This is a genomic window from Rhizobium sp. BK376 (assembly GCF_004341625.1).
GTDB lineage: Bacteria > Pseudomonadota > Alphaproteobacteria > Rhizobiales > Rhizobiaceae > Rhizobium.
Genome location: NZ_SLZG01000015.1, coordinates 24,675 through 41,449 on the forward strand (window position 1 = coordinate 24,675; position 16,775 = coordinate 41,449).

At 61.5% G+C, this 16,775-nt stretch carries 17 protein-coding genes; 15 read left to right on the top strand and 2 right to left on the bottom strand.

Features of this window, described 5'->3' with window-relative positions; all coding sequences use genetic code 11:
* The first annotated feature begins 15 nt into the window (after positions 1–15).
* Positions 16–498 carry a MarR family transcriptional regulator gene (locus tag EV561_RS26070; RefSeq protein ID WP_132525979.1) on the top strand — a complete coding sequence of 161 codons (483 nt, stop codon included), beginning with the start codon at positions 16–18 and terminating at the stop codon, positions 496–498.
* Positions 499–618: 120 nt separating this feature from the next.
* On the opposite strand, the gene EV561_RS26075 is transcribed toward EV561_RS26070, so the two are convergent.
* Positions 619–1,698 carry an extracellular solute-binding protein gene (locus tag EV561_RS26075; protein WP_132525981.1) on the bottom strand — a complete coding sequence of 360 codons (1,080 nt, stop codon included), beginning with the start codon at positions 1,696–1,698 and terminating at the stop codon, positions 619–621.
* A 589-nt stretch (positions 1,699–2,287) separates the two neighbouring features.
* Between EV561_RS26075 and EV561_RS26080 the strand changes: the two genes are divergently transcribed.
* From EV561_RS26080 to EV561_RS26100, 5 genes are read left to right on the top strand one after another with little or no spacing between them, the layout of a single operon-like run.
* Complete coding sequence (locus tag EV561_RS26080; RefSeq protein WP_132525983.1) at positions 2,288–3,202, top strand: ABC transporter permease; 915 nt, start codon at positions 2,288–2,290, stop codon at positions 3,200–3,202.
* Positions 3,203–3,210: 8 nt separating this feature from the next.
* On the top strand, positions 3,211–3,990 hold the full coding sequence (locus EV561_RS26085; RefSeq protein ID WP_132525985.1) for an ABC transporter permease: 780 nt from the start codon (positions 3,211–3,213) through the stop codon (positions 3,988–3,990).
* Positions 3,977–5,020 (top strand): ABC transporter ATP-binding protein, encoded by a 1,044-nt coding sequence (locus tag EV561_RS26090; RefSeq protein ID WP_132525987.1) that lies wholly within the window; start codon positions 3,977–3,979, stop codon positions 5,018–5,020. The genes EV561_RS26085 and EV561_RS26090 overlap by 14 nt, the downstream gene beginning before the upstream one ends.
* Position 5,021: 1 nt before the next feature.
* Positions 5,022–5,648 carry a cysteine hydrolase gene (locus tag EV561_RS26095; RefSeq protein WP_132525989.1) on the top strand — a complete coding sequence of 209 codons (627 nt, stop codon included), beginning with the start codon at positions 5,022–5,024 and terminating at the stop codon, positions 5,646–5,648.
* 3 nt (positions 5,649–5,651) lie between these two features.
* Positions 5,652–6,119, top strand: a complete 468-nt coding sequence (locus EV561_RS26100; RefSeq protein ID WP_132525991.1) for a MarR family transcriptional regulator — start codon at positions 5,652–5,654, stop codon at positions 6,117–6,119.
* A 188-nt stretch (positions 6,120–6,307) separates the two neighbouring features.
* On the opposite strand, the gene EV561_RS26105 is transcribed toward EV561_RS26100, so the two are convergent.
* On the bottom strand, positions 6,308–6,988 hold the full coding sequence (locus EV561_RS26105) for a GntR family transcriptional regulator (RefSeq protein ID WP_132525993.1): 681 nt from the start codon (positions 6,986–6,988) through the stop codon (positions 6,308–6,310).
* Between the two features lie 322 nt (positions 6,989–7,310).
* On the opposite strand from EV561_RS26105, the gene EV561_RS26110 reads away from it, so the two are divergent.
* Genes EV561_RS26110 through atzF form a run of 9 tightly spaced genes read left to right on the top strand, consistent with a single transcriptional unit; the run spans position 7,311 to position 16,709 of the window.
* A complete protein-coding gene (locus EV561_RS26110) occupies positions 7,311–8,438 on the top strand; it encodes a BMP family ABC transporter substrate-binding protein (protein ID WP_132525995.1) in 1,128 nt (375 codons plus the stop codon).
* A gap of 20 nt (positions 8,439–8,458) precedes the next feature.
* The gene (locus tag EV561_RS26115) at positions 8,459–9,631 is read left to right on the top strand and encodes an ABC transporter permease (RefSeq protein ID WP_132525997.1); all 1,173 of its coding nucleotides are present in this window, start codon (positions 8,459–8,461) and stop codon (positions 9,629–9,631) included.
* Positions 9,631–10,557, top strand: a complete 927-nt coding sequence (locus tag EV561_RS26120) for an ABC transporter permease (protein WP_132526186.1) — start codon at positions 9,631–9,633, stop codon at positions 10,555–10,557. Before EV561_RS26115 ends, EV561_RS26120 begins: the two co-directional genes overlap by 1 nt.
* A 19-nt stretch (positions 10,558–10,576) precedes the next feature.
* The gene (locus EV561_RS26125; RefSeq protein ID WP_132525999.1) at positions 10,577–11,593 is read left to right on the top strand and encodes a formamidase; all 1,017 of its coding nucleotides are present in this window, start codon (positions 10,577–10,579) and stop codon (positions 11,591–11,593) included.
* 12 nt (positions 11,594–11,605) lie between these two features.
* Entirely contained in the window at positions 11,606–12,307 is a 702-nt protein-coding gene (locus tag EV561_RS26130; RefSeq protein ID WP_132526001.1) for an isochorismatase family cysteine hydrolase, read from the top strand.
* A complete protein-coding gene (locus EV561_RS26135) occupies positions 12,304–13,869 on the top strand; it encodes an ABC transporter ATP-binding protein (RefSeq protein WP_132526002.1) in 1,566 nt (521 codons plus the stop codon). Before EV561_RS26130 ends, EV561_RS26135 begins: the two co-directional genes overlap by 4 nt.
* Positions 13,869–14,534 carry a cysteine hydrolase gene (locus EV561_RS26140; RefSeq protein WP_132526004.1) on the top strand — a complete coding sequence of 222 codons (666 nt, stop codon included), beginning with the start codon at positions 13,869–13,871 and terminating at the stop codon, positions 14,532–14,534. Before EV561_RS26135 ends, EV561_RS26140 begins: the two co-directional genes overlap by 1 nt.
* The gene (locus EV561_RS26145; protein ID WP_132526006.1) at positions 14,527–14,880 is read left to right on the top strand and encodes a cupin domain-containing protein; all 354 of its coding nucleotides are present in this window, start codon (positions 14,527–14,529) and stop codon (positions 14,878–14,880) included. Before EV561_RS26140 ends, EV561_RS26145 begins: the two co-directional genes overlap by 8 nt.
* Positions 14,877–16,709: an allophanate hydrolase gene (atzF, locus tag EV561_RS26150; protein ID WP_132526008.1), complete on the top strand. Its 1,833-nt coding sequence runs from the start codon at positions 14,877–14,879 to the stop codon at positions 16,707–16,709. The genes EV561_RS26145 and atzF overlap by 4 nt, the downstream gene beginning before the upstream one ends.
* Positions 16,710–16,775: the final 66 nt, after the last annotated feature.

The window sequence follows — 16,775 nt, forward strand, 5'->3', positions numbered from 1 at the left end:
AGGTTTGGAGTGGGAATGAGCAATGGTGAAGGCAATTCTCCAGGGGGGCCCTACCGCGTCACAGACCAGGTGGGACATCTGCTGCGCAAGGCCTATCAGCGCCACCTGGCGATCTTCCAGGACAATGCCATCGATCCTTCGCTGACGTCGGTTCAGTTCGTGACGCTTTGCGCGCTGCGCGACAACGGACCGATCTCCCAGGGCGAGCTGGTCAAGGCGACCGCCGTCGACCAGGCGACGATCCGCGGCATCATTGACCGCCTCAAGTCGAAGAATATGATCGAGATCTCTCGGGATGCCTATGACGGACGAAAGGTGATCGTTTCTCTGATGCCAGCGGGCGAGGCAATCCTCGAGCAGATGTATCCGCGCGCGCGTTCCATCACTGAGAAGACGATGGGGCCGCTCAACCCGGCGGAGCAGGTCGCTTTGCTCTACCTTTTACGCAAGATCGCCGATGTCGATCCGGATGCGGTTGACGTCGCAGACGTCGGCTGAGCCGTCACGGACTTCGTCTGTCCCGGCGCAATGCTTTTCGCCGACGCATTTCATCAATTCAAGCCCAGGGCGCGTCTGAATAGCTGCCCGGTACCGCAAGGCACCGGGCAGCCGGTATCATTAGCTGGCGTAGAACGCCTTCACTTCCTGCCAGAGATTGTTGAAGCTTTCACGGCGGTCGTCGGGAAGAGCGGACTGAATTGCCATGGTCTTCAGATACTCGGGCTTGTGGATCTGGCGGTTCAGGTCGTCGGCCGGCAGCTTTTCCATAGCGGCGGCGTTGGCCGACGCCGGAGCGCCGATCTTGGTTGCCCATTCGACATAGAAGTCCGGGTCGATCATGTAGTTGATGAAGGTTGCCGCGGCTTCCGGATTCGGTGCGGAGGCGGGAATGGAGAGGCTGTCGAGCCAGCCGATGCCACCTTCCTTCGGGACCACGAAATCGACGGGCAGGTGGCTATTGCGCTTCGAGCGGACCGTTGCGCCTGACCAGTAGACCGAGAGATCGAATTCCTTGGCGGCGAAGGACTTGTTCCACTGGTCTTCGCTCGACCACAGAAGCTTGACGTTCTGCTTGAAAGCCTTGAGCTTTTCGCCAACTGCTGCAAGGTCGGTCGGATTGTTGATATCCTGCCCGGAAAGCAGCGCTCCGATCGCAACGCCGGTCACTGCGTCGTCGAACAGCGCGACCTTGCCCTTGTGTTCAGGAGCGCCGAGCGCGGCGTAACTGTCCGGCTTCGGTGTGCCATCGGCAACCGCCAGCGCGGTGATGCCCCACACCCACGCCACGCCGTTGGTCTTGCCCTCGAGCTGCAGGTTTGCATGGTTCTTCAGTTCCGGGGAAAGGCCGGCTGAATTCGGGATCTTCGAAAAATCGATCGGCGTCAGCAGGCCGTCACCCGCGGCCTGCTGAGAGCGGGCGCTGTTGATCAGCACGACGTCGTATGCGCCCGGATTGGTGCGCAGCTTCGTCAGCATTTCCGGCTCGGAGCTGAAGTAGTCGTGAACGACTTCGATCCCGGTCTTTTCCTTGAAGGCCTTCAGCGCCCAGGCTTCGTCGGTGCCGTAGCCCTGCCAGTTGAGAACGGTGATCTTGCCGGCGGCGAGCGCCGGGCGCGTCGAAAGCGACAGACCGGTTGTGGCGGCAACCGCCGCGGTGCCCATCAGGCCGAGGGCTTGTCTTCGGGTGAAGTTGTTCATCTCTGTACCCCTTGTCGATAGTTTTTTGGATTTTGTCTGCGGCTGCGCAGGCGAGTGCGGTGATGCCTCCCCGCATCCTCTGAACATCCGCAACGAAATATGTTCACGATCTTCCTGCCGCGAAGGCCCTGGGCAACTTCGCAGAAAAACGTTCGTGTACAAATAACCTGTCCCTAGTTTTCTATCTTGTCAAGCGCCGTTTGACCGCCGGTTAGATGCCTTGTTTCCGATCTAACGATATTCTCGGACATTCAGCACGTTCCGCTGCGATGAATGGGCCTGGGCCGGCGCCGTTGCCCTGGCTATTTTGCAGGAAAAACAGCATCTAAGCGTTCGCCGAAAAAGCGCGCTTGACAATGGCTGGGACTGCTGAAATCATTTGTACACAAAACAAAGAAAGAAGAATTTGAGGGTGAGCAAATGAGGCAGTCTCAGACAATCATGCAAGCGACCGCTTAGCGGATAACGCGTTATCGGCATCGGCGCGAGAAACCGTGCTGCGGCATGACGCGGCCGGCGAGTGAACTTCAATATTGGATTTGACCGCTGCAGCGACGCGAAGGTCGTTGTGGTCGCGGAGGACGGCTGGATGGCCACACTTAACGCTCAAGAACCCCCGTCGGCGGTTGCGCTTGAAGGAAAGCAGTCTCGGCGGCTACCGTCATGGGTGACGACAGGTGCGTTGCTTTTGCCGACCTATGGCTGGCTGACGCTGGCCGTCTTCATTCCCTTGCTGGCGATGTTTGCCTTTTCCTTCATGACGGCAACGCCGCTGGGCAACAAGCCGATTGTCTTCACGCTGAAGCAATACCGCGCCTTCATCGATCAGCCTTATCTGATCGGCGTCGGGATCAGCTCGCTGCTGATCGGCTTCTGGACGACGTTTTTCTGTGCCGTGCTTGGTTTCTTTGCGGCCCTTGCTCTTGCCCGCGCCACGATTGGCCGGACCAAAGAGGTGCTGCTGATCCTCATCCTCCTACCTTTCTGGACCAACGGACTGGTGCGCGTCTTCTCCTGGACGATGGTGCTGCGTGAAGGCGGGTTCCTCGACTATGTCCTTCACCTGATCGCGCCGGGGGCCGGTTCGATCGGCTTCCTCTACACTCGGCCGGCGATCGTGGTTGGTCTGGTACATGGCTATCTGCCCTACATGATCCTGACCTGTTACATCGCGCTCTCGACCATCGACGACGCGATTATCGAAGCGGCATTCAGCCTCGGCGCTCGCTGGTGGGTCGTGCTCTACAAGATCCTCCTGCCGATGGCTGCGCCCGGCCTGATTTCCGGTGCCGTTCTGACATTCGTTCCCGTGATCGGCTCGTTCATGGAGCCTCGCATTCTTGGCGGCCGCGTCGGCGTGACGATGGGAACCGTAATCGAGGACCAGTTCACCCAGGCGTTTAACTGGCCGCTCGGAGCTTCACTCTCCTTCACGCTTCTGGCCGTGGTTCTGGCGATCTTCGCCACGTTCTCCGGAGTGCTGAAGCGTGGATCCGTCGCATAGGTGCTGGAATGAAGACACTCGGACGTTTCTATCTCTTTGCGATCCTGGCGTTTCTCTACACGCCGATCATCGTGATGATGGCGATGGGCTTCAATGAATCGCCGCTCTACCAGCTGCCGTTCAGTTTCTCGACCCGGTGGTACGTCGCCCTGATGGGCAATACCGTGCTACTGACCTCGGGTCTGAACAGCATCATCATCGCCGTGATCACCGGTGTGGTTGCGACGACGCTCGGAACCGTAGCCTCCGTGGCGCTGTCCCGCCGCAGCTTCCGCGGACGCAGCCTGCTGCAGCTGCTGCTCCTGCCACCGATCGCCATTCCTTGGCTGATCACCGGGACGGCGATGCTGATCTTCTTCTACTGGAGTGGAATAGGCCGCGGCATGCACGCACTGATCATAGGCCACGTTGCACTCGCCATTCCTTATGTCGTCATCGTGGTTGGCACCGGGTTCAAGACGATCCGCGCAGATCTTGAGGAAGCGGCGATGAGCCTTGGGTCGACGCCGATCCATGCCTTCTATTCGGTAACGCTGCCGCTGCTCTTTCCAAGCATTTTGGGCGCCGCCCTGTTTGCGTTTGCCGTCTCGCTTGACCAGTTCGTGATTTCCTACTTCCTGGCGACGCCGGGTTACACGACGTTGCCGGTGCAGATCTATTCGGCGATCCGCAAGGGTTTCACGCCCGAGATCAATGCGATCTCCACCATCCTTCTACTCGGCTCCATGGCCGCAATTCTCATCTTCGCCCGCTTCGCAAAACCCGGAGAAAATCGTGACCCACGTTAACGTAAAGTCGGTTGCCAAGAGCTACGGCTCGGTGCCTGTCCTGTCCGATATTTCGACGGAATTCGCTGAAGGCTCTTTCACCAGTCTGCTTGGCCCTTCCGGCTCGGGCAAGACGACGCTCCTGCGTATTATTGCAGGCTTCATTACCGCCGATCAGGGCAGGGTGACGATCGGCGAACGGGATGTCACCAACGTTCCCGTCTGGCACCGCAACATTGGAATGATGTTCCAGTCCTACGCGCTTTTCCCGCATATGACGATTGCGCAGAACGTCTCTTTCGGACTGGAACGTCGCGGCATCCGGGGCGAGGTCGCCCGCAAGGAAGTCGAGCGCGCGCTCGAAATGGTACGGCTGCCGGGCTTCGGCGACCGCTTGCCGAAGCAGCTGTCGGGTGGCCAGCAACAGCGCGTCGCGCTAGCCCGCGCTATCGTCATCAAGCCGAGTGTCCTGCTGCTCGACGAGCCGCTTTCGGCGCTCGATCGGAGGCTGCGCCAGGAAATGCAGGTCGAGCTCTTGCGCATCCAGCGCGAAAGCGGGCTGACGACGATTTTCGTCACGCATGACCAGGAAGAGGCGCTGACGCTGTCCGACAAGGTGGCGATCCTCGACAAGGGCAAGATCGTCCAGATCGGCGAGCCGGCAAACGTCTACGAGCGACCGCGAACGCGATTTGCGGCGGAGTTTCTCGGTGACTCGAACTTCCTGCCCGGCACCGTGGAGAATGGCGGTGTCCGTCTCGAAGATGGCGGCATGGTCGACGTTTCAGGCACACTGCCGTCGGCAGGAACAAAGGTGACGCTCGCCATCCGGCCCGAGAAGATGTCGCCGTCAGGCGAAGGCAAGAACCGGATCTCGGCGCAGATCAAGACGGTGATCTATGCAGGGCCAGTGCTCTCCTATCATCTGGTGACCAATCAGGGACGCGAACTGAAGCTGTTCTCGCAGAATCGCGACGGCAGCCTTTTGCGCGAAGGCGAAAACGTCACGCTATCGTGGATGCCCGAGCACACCGTCGCGTTGGTCGAATAGAATGAAGATCGAGACCATCTTTGATGGCTACTGTCACGTGGTCATCGACATGCAGCGGCTCTTCGCCGAAGAGACCGCATGGCACGCGCCTGCAATGCGCGACATTCTCGAAAACGTCATTGCGCTCAGCCGGCGCATGCCGTCCGAGACGCTATTTGCGCGGTTTATCGTGCCTGCCTCAGTGGACAACGCGTCCGGATGCTGGAAGCCCTACTACGAGCGTTGGTCCATGCTGACCGGCGATCATCACGATCCAGCCCTTCACGACCTGATGGGGCCGCTGCGGGCGATCGCGCCGGCCGAACAGATATTCGACAAACCGGGTTACTCGATCTTCTCCAACGAGACCCTTCATTCGCGGCTGCAGAAGAACGGTGTTCGGACCATCATCGTCTCAGGAGCGGAAACCGACGTCTGCGTCTATTCCAGCGTTCTCCAGGCCATCGACCTCGGCTACCTCGTGGTGATTGCGACGGATGCGGTGGCAAGCAGCGATGGCGCGGCCCATCGCGCGGTCATCGACCAGCTTGCACCGCGCATGCCCGAACAAATCTTGCTGCTTTCGACCGAGGAGATCTTGAGCGCAGTGGACGCGGCTCCGGCTCGCGGCACTCTCACCAAAGGATAGGTCATGCAGAACGGGGATCAGGAGGTGCCGAGTCAGCCGCGCCATAGTGACAAGGCGGCCGGGGCCTATACGCTTGCCGAACAGATTGGATATCTTCTGCGACAGGCAAACCAGCGGCACGTGGCGATCTTTACCAGCCGAATGAACGAGAAGCTGACGACGACGCAATGGGCGGCGCTGGTCAAACTGCGCGACCTCCAGCCCTGTTCGCAGGTCAATCTTGGGCGCGAAACGGCGATGGACGTCGCGACCATCAAGGGCGTGGTAGACCGGCTGGCAAAGCGCAACCTGGTCCGTACCGCGCCGGATACGACCGACGCGAGACGGCTCGTCCTGACCCTTACCGAGGAAGGCGAGGCCGCGGTCGCCCGCAACCTGCCTGTCGCGAACGACATCTCGGAAGAGACCCTGTCAACACTGTCATCCGCCGAGCGCGCCATGCTCGCCGAGCTGCTACGCAAGATCTCCTGACCCGGCGACCCATCTGAACGCCTCGCGAAGGGAATTTGGTAACTTGGACACGATCACCGCATTGAGAGCCGTCTTCGAGCGGTTTATCCGCGGCTAGTTCGCTTTTCGGATCAGTCAGCGCAGCGAGCGAGCCAAGCTCGCAGCGAACATTGACGACATTGGAGCTAGGTCTGTGAGTGCAGCCGGCTTCAGCCTTCGTCTTTCACCGATGCAAAGACCGTGCTGGCATCGCTGACGATCGAGACATGCGAATAGGCGGCTTGGCCGGCGCCGATTGCATCGGCACGCATGATCGCCGTCACGATGACGTCGTGCTCTTCATAGGATTTGGCAAGGCGTCCCGGAAGGCGGAACTGCGCGCGGCGGAAGGGTGCCAGACGCGCCCGCGTCTGGGTCACCAGGTCATAGACGTGATCGTTGTGGGCACCGCGGTAAAGCCGCGTGTGAAAATCCGTATTGTGGGCCGCATAGTCTTCTTCGGCACCGCGGCGAACGAGTTGCATCGAGGCGCGGTGTGCCGCCTCCAGCGCGTGTCGCTCATCGATCGCCATACGCTGGGCCGAAAGCCGGGCGCAGATCGCCTCGAGTTCCGCCATCGCTTCGAACATCGAATGAAGATAACGCTCGCTGACATTGGTGACGACGGCGCTGCGGTTGGGCTCGCGGCCGACGAGCCCCATAGCGCAGAGCTGCCTCAGAGCCTCGCGCACGGGCGTGCGCGATACGTCGAAGCGCACGGCAAGCGATGTTTCATCGAGCTTGTCCCCAGGTGACATGACGCCGGTGACGATCATATCGGCAATCGCCCGCACCATCTGCTCGACGGTCGTTCCTGCCCGGATGATTTCCTTGCGCCTGACTTGTTTCACGGACTCAATCTGCGTGTTGCCTGAGTGCATACAGATGTATTGTGAGAGCCGGAAAGTCAAATTTGGCGGAAATCGCTCGAAAACTCACAGAAAACCAGGTCTGTGAGAAGCTTCCCTTTCGCCGCAATCGCTATGCCGGCGCGTTTTTAATCAGTGATTAATTTTTGACCTTTCGGCATGCGAAATCTGCATACACTTTTTACATGTCGCCAAGGGCAGAAAATATAATCACGTATTTTCAATTGGTTAAAATTTGGCACGGCTGTTGCATACACTTTCTTGTACCAATTTAACCGGCCCCGCGCCGCAAGGGAGCATCGCGATGACCAAACTCCTTTCCATGAACCGCCGCAACTTTCTGCAGACTTCAGCCGCCGGCGCGCTCGCCGGTCTGGTTCCCGGCCTGCTTGCTTCCCGCGCCGCCGCAGAGACGGCGCTGACCGTCGGCTTCATCTATGTCGGTCCCAAGGACGACTATGGCTACAACCAGTCACATGCCGAAGGTGCTGCCGTCGTCAAGGCGATGCCGGGTGTTACGGTCGTCGAGGAAGAGAACGTGCCGGAGACGGTCGACGTCCAGAAGACGATGGAATCGATGATCAATCTCGACGGGGCTTCGCTGATTTTCCCGACCTCCTTCGGCTATTTCGATCCACATATGCTGGCGATGGCGGCCAAATATCCGAACATCCAGTTCCGTCATTGCGGCGGCCTGTGGCAGAAGGACAAGCACCCGACGAATACCGGGTCCTACTTCGGCTATATCTTCCAGGGTCAGTATCTGAACGGCGTTACGGCCGGCTATGCGACGAAGAGCAAGAAGATCGGCTTCGTCGCCGCCAAGCCCATTCCGCAGGTGCTGCAGAACATCAACGCCTTCCTGCTCGGCGCGCGCTCGGTCGATCCGGGCATCACCTGCCAGGTCATCTTCACGGGCGAATGGTCGTTGGCGGTCAAAGAAGCGGAAGCCACCAACGCACTCGTCGACCAGGGTGCTGACGTCATCACCTGCCATGTCGATAGCCCGAAGGTGGTTGTCCAGACGGCGGCCGGTCGCGGCGCATTCGTCTGCGGCTACCACGCAAACCAGAGCCCGCTCGCGCCTGGAAAATACCTGACCGGCGCCGAGTGGGCCTGGGGGAATGTCTATAGCAATTTCATCAAGCAGGCTCAGGCGGGGCAAACCCTGCCGAACTTCGTCCGCGGCGGCCTGAAGGACGGCTTCGTCAAGATGAGCGCCCTTGGCCCGGGCATGTCGGACGAAGGCCGCAAGAAATTCGAGGCGACCAAGGCCGAGATGATGGCCGGCGGCTTCTCCGTCTTCAAGGGTCCGCTGAAGGACAACAAGGGCAAGCAGGTGGTCGACAGCGGCAAGGCCTATGCCGAAGACGCAATTGAGCTGGAGAGCATGGATTATCTCGTCGAGGGCGTCGTGGGATCCACAGCCTGATCCCAAGGGAGGGAAGCGTCATGACGGTCAAGGTCGACGATCAGACAATTTCGCTTGCTGCCACCAGGCAGGCATCGCTGCGCCCGCTGCTGGAATGGCTGGCGCGGCGAACCGAGCCGGTGGTCATCACGCTCGGCGGCATTCTGACCGGCCTGGCGCTCTTCTCCCTTTTCATCCTTGCGCTCGGCAGATCGCCGGCCGTGCTCTACCAGCTGATGTATACCGGCGGCTTCGGCAGCTGGTTTTCCATCCAGAACAGCCTGAGCCGGGCCTCGCCGCTGCTTCTGACCGCGCTCTGCGTCGCGCTGCCGGCACGTCTCGGGCTCGTCATCATCGGTGGCGAAGGCGCGGTTGTTCTCGGCGGTGTCGCGGCAGCGGCGATCGCCCTGCCGCTCGTCGGCACGGCGCCGGTCGTTGTCGTCCTGATCCTGATGGCCGCCGCCGCCTTCGTCGTCGGTGGCATCTGGATCAGCCTGGCGGGCCTGCTGCGCCATTATCGCGGCGTCAACGAGACCATTTCCTCGCTGCTGCTCGCCTATATCGCCATCGCCCTGATGAACCAGTTCGTCGAGGGGCCGCTGCGCGATCCCGAGAGCCTCAACAAGCCTTCCACCAAGCCGCTGCCGCACGACTACATGCTGGGCAATATTCCGGGCATGGACGTGCATTGGGGCCTCGTGATCGGCATCGTTGCCTGCATTCTTTCCTGGGTGCTGATCGAAATGACGAGCTTCGGCTTTGCCGCGCGCATTGCCGGCGGGAATGTGCGTGCCGCCCAGATCCAGGGCCTGCCTGTCGGCAAGCTGATCGGGGGACTGACGGCGATTGCCGGCGGCTTCGCCGGTCTTGCCGGCATGGTGGAAGTCGCCGCCGTCCAGGGCAGCGCCAACGCTTCCCTTGCAGCCGGCTACGGCTATACCGGCATCCTCGTCGCCTTCCTCGCCCGGCATAATCCGCTGGCGATCATTCCCGTCGCCTTCTTTCTCGGCGGCATCGATGCCGCCGGCGGCCTGATCCAGCGGCGCATGGGCCTGCCGGACGCCACCGTTCTCGTCCTCCAGGGCACGCTCTTCATCGTGATCCTGTTCTGCGAGACCTTCTATGGCCGGTTCAGGATCTTCAATCCCGATCGCTGGCCCGATCTCTGGCCCGATCTCTGGAACATCAGAGGCTTCAACAAGGGGAAGGCATGATGGAAGATACTGCCATCGGCGTCTGGGGTGTCCCGCTCGCGATCCTTGCCGGAGCGATCCGTGTCTCGACGCCCTTCATCTTCGTGAGCCTCGGGGAAACCATCACCGAACGCTCCGGCCGTATCAATCTCGGCCTCGAGGGCACGCTGGTCTTCGGCGCCATGACCGCCTACGCCGTCGACGTCATGAGCGGTTCTCCCTGGCTCGGCGTCCTCGCGGCAATGGCAACCGGTGCCGTATTCGGCAGCATCCACGGGTGGATCTGCAAGTGGCCGAAGATCAATGATATCGCGATCGGTATCGCCATGATGCAGTTCGGTCTCGGCCTTGCGTTCTTTCTCGGCAAGCCCTTCATCCAGCCACCCGCGCCGCACCTGCCCTCGATCCCCTTCGGTTTCTGGTCGACATTGGCGCCGGTGCCTGCGGCGCTTGATGTCAACGCGCTCTTCCTGATCGGTATCGCGCTGGCGGTGCTGCTCTGGTGGGCGTTTAGGAACACGAGGATCGGCCTCGTCCTCAGGGTCGTCGGCGACAGCACCGATGCCGCCCGTGCCATGGGTATCCATCCCGACCGCGTCCGGCTGATCGCAACCGCCGTTGGCGGATCGCTCGCGGCCGTGGGCGGTGCTTATCTGTCGCTCTACTATCCAGGCTCCTGGAACGAGCGCATCTCGTCCGGCCAGGGCTTGATGGCGGTGGCGCTCGTCATCTTCGCCCGGTGGAACCCGATCGGATGTTTTCTGGCGGCGCTTCTTTTCGGCGGCGCGGGCGCTCTCGGGCCGGCGCTACAGTCCGTCGGGGTCACCGAGGGTTACTATCTCTTCTACGCAGCGCCCTATGTCCTCACGCTGATCATCCTCATCGCCACATCTTCGCCGACCCGTTCGCTTGCCGGGGCCCCCGGCGCGCTGTCCCTTACGAAATGAGCATGAAAGGAGCCAAGCCATGAACGGCCTCGGCGGTTTGAACAAATCGGAACACGGTGTCGGCATAGGTCTCGTCCAGCTGCAGCTTCCTGTGACCGTTACCAGAGAAGACCTTGCCCGGCAGACGCAGGTGATCGTCGATCTCGTGGGCAAGGCGCGGCGCAATCAGCCCGGCATGGATCTGGTCGTCTTCCCCGAATACGCGCTTCACGGCCTGTCGATGGATATCAATCCCGACATCATGTGCGCGCTGGACGGACCCGAAGTCGCCGCCTTCAAGAAAGCCTGCCGCGAGAATGCGATCTGGGGCTGCTTCTCCATCATGGAGCGGAATCCCAGCGGCATGCCTTACAATTCCGGCATCGTCATCGACGACAATGGTGAATTGAAGCTCTATTATCGCAAGATGCACCCCTGGGTGCCGGTCGAGCCCTGGGAGCCCGGAAATCTCGGCATTCCCGTCATCGACGGCCCGAAGGGCGCCAAGCTGGCGCTGATCATCTGCCACGACGGCATGTTTCCCGAGATGGCGCGCGAATGCGCCTATAAGGGCGCCGAGATCATGATCCGCACGGCCGGCTACACGGCGCCGATCCGCGACAGCTGGAAATTCACCAACCAGTCCAATGCCTTCTGCAACCTGATGGTGACAGCGAGCGTGTGCATGTGCGGCTCGGACGGCACCTTCGATTCCATGGGCGAAGGCATGATCTGCAATTTCGATGGTTCGATCATCGCCCACGGCACATCTGGCCGAGTCAACGAGATCATCACAGCGGAAGTGCGTCCCGATCTGGTGCGCGAGGCGCGGCTCGGCTGGGGCGTGGAGAACAACATCTACCAGTTCGGCCATCGTGGCTATGTGGCCGTCTCGGGAGGTGCGGGCGATGCGCCCTACACATACATGCATGATCTGATCGCGGGCCAATACCGCCTGCCATGGGAAGACAGGATCAAGATCACGGACGGCACGTCCTGTGGATTCGACAAGCCTGTGCGCCGCTACGGCGAGACACTCAAACCTGCCGCCGAATAGGAGAAGAAGACGATGGATGCGATGGTCGAGACCAAGGGACGTTACATCGACGCCGATCCCTATGCGTGGCCTTACGATGGTGGTCTGAGGCCGGACAACACGGCGCTCATCATCATCGACATGCAGACGGATTTCTGCGGCAAGGGCGGTTACGTTGACCACATGGGCTACGACCTGTCGCTGGTCCAGGCGCCAATCGAACCCATCAAGGCGGTGCTCTCGGCCATGCGCGCCAAGGGCTATCACATCATCCACACCCGCGAGGGCCATCGTCCCGATCTCGCCGATCTGCCGGCCAACAAGCGCTGGCGCTCGCAGCGCATCGGCGCCGGCATCGGCGACAGCGGTCCCTGCGGCCGCATTCTTGTGCGTGGCGAACCCGGCTGGGACATCATTCCCGAACTCTATCCGATCGAAGGCGAAGTAATCATCGACAAGCCGGGCAAGGGCTCGTTCTGCGCCACGGATCTCGAGCTGATCCTCAACCAGAAGCGTATAGAAAACATCATATTGGCCGGGATCACGACCGACGTCTGTGTCTCCACCACCATGCGCGAGGCGAACGACCGTGGCTTCGAATGCCTGCTCCTGGAAGACTGCTGCGGTGCGACCGATTACGGCAATCATCTCGCCGCCATCAAGATGGTGAAGATGCAGGGCGGCGTCTTCGGCTCCGTCTCTAGTTCCAAGGCACTGATCGAGGCTCTGCCATGAGCCCATCGGTCCGAAATATCGTCCGCGACACACCCCTTCCGCAAGCCGGCAAAGCCGTCGGCATCGACACGCTCGACATGACGATGCGCTTCGGAAGCTTCACCGCGCTCGACCGGGTTTCCGTCAAAATTCCGGCCGGCAGCTTCCATGCCCTGCTCGGCGAAAACGGCGCCGGCAAGTCGACGCTCGTCAAATGCATCATGGGCTTCTACCACGCGACCACCGGTTCGCTTTCCGTCGATGGCCGCGAAGTGACGATCGCATCGCCGAAGGATGCCGCGACCTACGGACTTGGCATGGTCTACCAGCATTTTACGCTGGTGCCCTCGCTGACAGGCGCTGAAAACCTGGTCATCAGCCGCGCCGAAGTGCCTTCCGTCATCAACTGGGGGAGGGAGCGCAAGGATCTCGCCGGGTTCATGGAGCACATGCCCTTCAAGATTCCACTCGATCGGCCGGTTCGCGAGCTTGCCGCAGGCGAAAAGCAGAAGCTGGAGATCGTCAAACAGCTCTATCTCGGCCGCTCCTTCCTCGTGCTTGACGAGCCGACCTCCGTGCTGACGCCGGCCGAGGCCGACGAGATGCTCGGTCTCGTGCGCGGCATGACCGAGCGCGGCGAACTCACCGTGCTGATGATCAGCCACAAGTTCCATGAGGTGACGAAATTCGCCGACGCGGTCTCGATCCTGCGGCGCGGCAAGCTGGTCGGGGCGGGCAAGGTCGGCGAGCTCTCGACCTCGGACATGGCGGCGATGATGATCGGCGATGTCAAGCTTGCCGAGCTTGATACCCGCGTACCCGTTGCCGATCTTGCAAAGCCGGTCTTGACGGTGGAAGAGGTCAAGGCGCCGCACCGCACCGGCCTCAAGACGATCGAGATCGAAAGTCTGACCGTTCGCTCCGGAGAGATCGTCGGCATTGCCGGCATCTCGGGCAACGGCCAGAAGGAACTGACGGAAATCCTTGCCGGCCAACGCCCGACCGACGCGGGCCGGGTCATGGTGAATGGTGAGATCTACGGCGCGACGCGACCAGAGACGCGTCGAAACAATGTCCGCTTCATCCCGGAAGAGCCGCTGCAGAATGCCTGCGCACCGAAGATGACGGTCAGCGAGAACCTCGCCTTCCGCACCTTCGACCTCAAGGCCGATGGCAGCCGGGCGATCTGGCTGAGCGCGACCAAGATGAAGAAGCGAGCCGCCGAATTGATTGCCGATTTCAAGGTGAGGACCGCCTCGTCCTCCTCGCCTATCGCGGCGCTTTCGGGCGGCAACGTCCAGCGCGCCGTGCTGGCACGCGAGCTGACGGGTCAGGTCGATCTCCTGATCATCTCGAACCCGTGCTTCGGCCTCGACTTCTCCGCGGTCGCCGAAATCCGCGCCCGCATCATGCGCGCCCGCAATGCTGGCGCCGCCGTGCTGCTGCTCTCGGAGGACCTCGACGAATTGCTGGAAATGTCCGATCGCATCATGGTTATCTCAGAGGGCAAGCTGGTTTACGAGACGCCGGCGCTCTCGGCCGATATCGGCGTCATCGGCGCGCACATGGCAGGACATCACTGATGGTCGATATCAAGGCAGAACCTTTCGCTTTTCCGGCAAGGCCCAAGCAGCTGGCCCTAATCGTCATCGACATGCAGCGCGATTTCGCCGAGCCCGGCGGCTTCGGCGAAAGCCTTGGCAACGATGTCAGCCGCATCACGAAAATCGTGCCCGATGTGAAGCGGCTGATCCAAGGCTTCCGCAAGGCGGGACTGCCGGTGATCCACACGATGGAATGCCATAGGCCGGATCTTTCCGACCTGCCACCTGCCAAGCGCGACCGCGGCAATCCCTTGCTGAGGATCGGTGACGAGGGACCGATGGGGCGTATCCTCATTGCCGGCGAGCCGGGCACGGCGATCCTTCCCCAACTGGCGCCCATCGACGGTGAGGTTGTGATCGAAAAGCCGGGGAAAGGGGCCTTCTACGCCACTGATCTCGACGACATCCTGAAACGGCGCACCATCACCCAGCTCGTCTTTGCCGGTGTCACGACGGAAGTCTGCGTCCAGACGACCATGCGCGAGGCGAACGACCGAGGCTATGAATGCCTGCTCGCCGAAGAGGCGACCGAGAGCTATTTCCCCGAATTCAAGGCTGCCGCCATCGCCATGATCCGCGCCCAGGGCGCGATCGTCGGCTGGACGGCGCATGTGGACGATATATTGGAGGCGATCCATGCCTGAGACCACCCGCGAACTCCTGACATCAGGCGGCTGGAGGGAGCTGGAATTCGGGCCCTTCCGCCCCGATGTCACCATCCACTGGATCCGGCCTTTCGAAGACGATCAGCCGGGCGTGGCGCTTCTGAAATACGAGTCGGGCGCCTCCGTGCCCCGTCATCGACACGAAGGGCTCGAAACCATTCTGGTGCTGGAGGGCACCCAATCCGATGAGGCCGGCGATTACGGCAAGGGCAGCTATGTGGTCAACGCGCCAGGCACCGAACATTCGGTCTGGAGCGACACCGGCTGCGTCGTGCTGATCCAATGGGACCGGCCCGTCAAAATACTGAAAGAGGAAACAGCATGAGAGCGGGACCAGCTTTCGATATCGCCTCCCTGCACGCGGCCTATGCCGACGGCCTGACCGCCGGTGGTATGATCGAAGCCGTATTTGCGCGCATCGCCGAGGTGAACGATCCCGGCATTTTCATCCACCTGGCCGACATCAAGGGTCTGCTGGCGCAGGCCGAAGCCCTCGGCCCCTTCGACCCCGCGACCAGACCGCTCTGGGGCGTACCCTTCGCGGTCAAGGACAATATCGACGTCGCGGGCATGCCGACGACGGCTGCCTGCCCGGACTATAGCCACATGCCCGAGGCCGACGCGACGGTTGTCAAGCTGCTGAAGGAGGCGGGCGCGCTCGTCATCGGCAAGACCAATCTCGACCAGTTCGCCACCGGCCTCGTCGGTGTGCGCTCGCCTTATCCGATCCCGCGCAACGCGATTGATCCCGATCTCGTGCCGGGCGGCTCTTCTTCCGGTTCGGCGGTCGCCACTGCGCAGGGGATCGTCAGCTTCGCGCTTGGCACGGACACGGCGGGTTCGGGACGTATCCCGGCTGGGCTCAACAATATCGTCGGGCTGAAGCCTTCCGTCGGCGCGCTTTCGACGACGGGTGTGATCCCCGCCTGCCGGACGCTGGATTGCGTCTCGGTCTTTGCGCTGACGGTGGACGATGCCTGGAAGGTCTTTTCCGTGGCAGCAAAGCCCGACCCCAGCGATGCCTATTCCCGCTCGGTCCCCGCGGTTGGTTTCGGTGCCGCGCCGCCAGTGCTGACGATCGGCGTTCCCGTTAAAACGGATCGGCGCTTCTTCGGCGACGGCGCCATGGAGGCGGCGTATGAGGCTGCACTTGCGACGCTGTCCGGCCTCGGCCACCGGCTGGTCGAGGTGCCATTCGCCGATTTCTTTAGGGTTGCGGACCTCCTCTATGAGGGCGCCTGGGTCGCTGAGCGCTATGCCGCGGTCAAAGAATTCTTCGACGCCAGGGAAGGCAGCTTCCATCCGGTGACGCGCAAAATCTACGGCGCCGCGAAGACGCTGTCGGCCGCTGATGCCTTCAACGGCTTTTATGCACTGCAGGCCTTGAAACGCAAGCTTGCGCCCGCAATTGCCTCCGTCGATCTCTTCTGCGTCCCGACAGCACCGCGCCACTATACGCGCGCCGAGCTGGAGGCCGAACCGATCCGCGAGAATTCGCGCCTCGGCACCTATACGAATTTCGTCAATCTCCTCGACATGTGCGGCATCGCGGTGCCGACGGGGACGCGCATCGACGGTCTGCCGGCGAGCGTCACCCTGCTCGCTCCAGCCGGCCGCGATGGCCTGACCGCCTCGCTTGCTCGCGACATTCATGCGGCACGCGGGCTGACGCTCGGCGCAACCGGCCATGGTCTGCCGACTTCGCAAGCAGTCTCCCCGGTAGCGTCCAGCGGCATGATCGATCTCGTCGTCGTCGGCGCGCATCTCTCGGGCATGCCGCTGAATGGTCAGCTTCGCGACGTCGAAGCCCGCTTCTTGCGAGCAGCGCGCACGTCGTCCTCCTACCGGCTCTATGCTCTTGCCAGCCAGGTGCCGCCCAAGCCCGGCCTTGTTCGTGTCGAAGAGGGCCATGGCTCCGGCATCGACGTCGAAATCTGGCAATTGACGCCAGCGGCATTCGGTCAGTTTGTCGCCGCTATCCCGGCGCCGCTCGGCATCGGCACGATCGTTCTCGATGATGGAACCTCGGCGAAGGGCTTCCTGGCTGAACCCATTGCCCTTGGCGAAGCGGCCGACATCACGGAATACGGCGGCTGGCGCGCCTACATTCAGAGAGCGGAAGCGGCAAACCGATTGGGGAGAACCAGAGCGTGACGGACCTTCTTATTGGGGGCTTATAAGAAGGCTGCAGATTGGCCGGTACTGGAAACGGTACCGGCC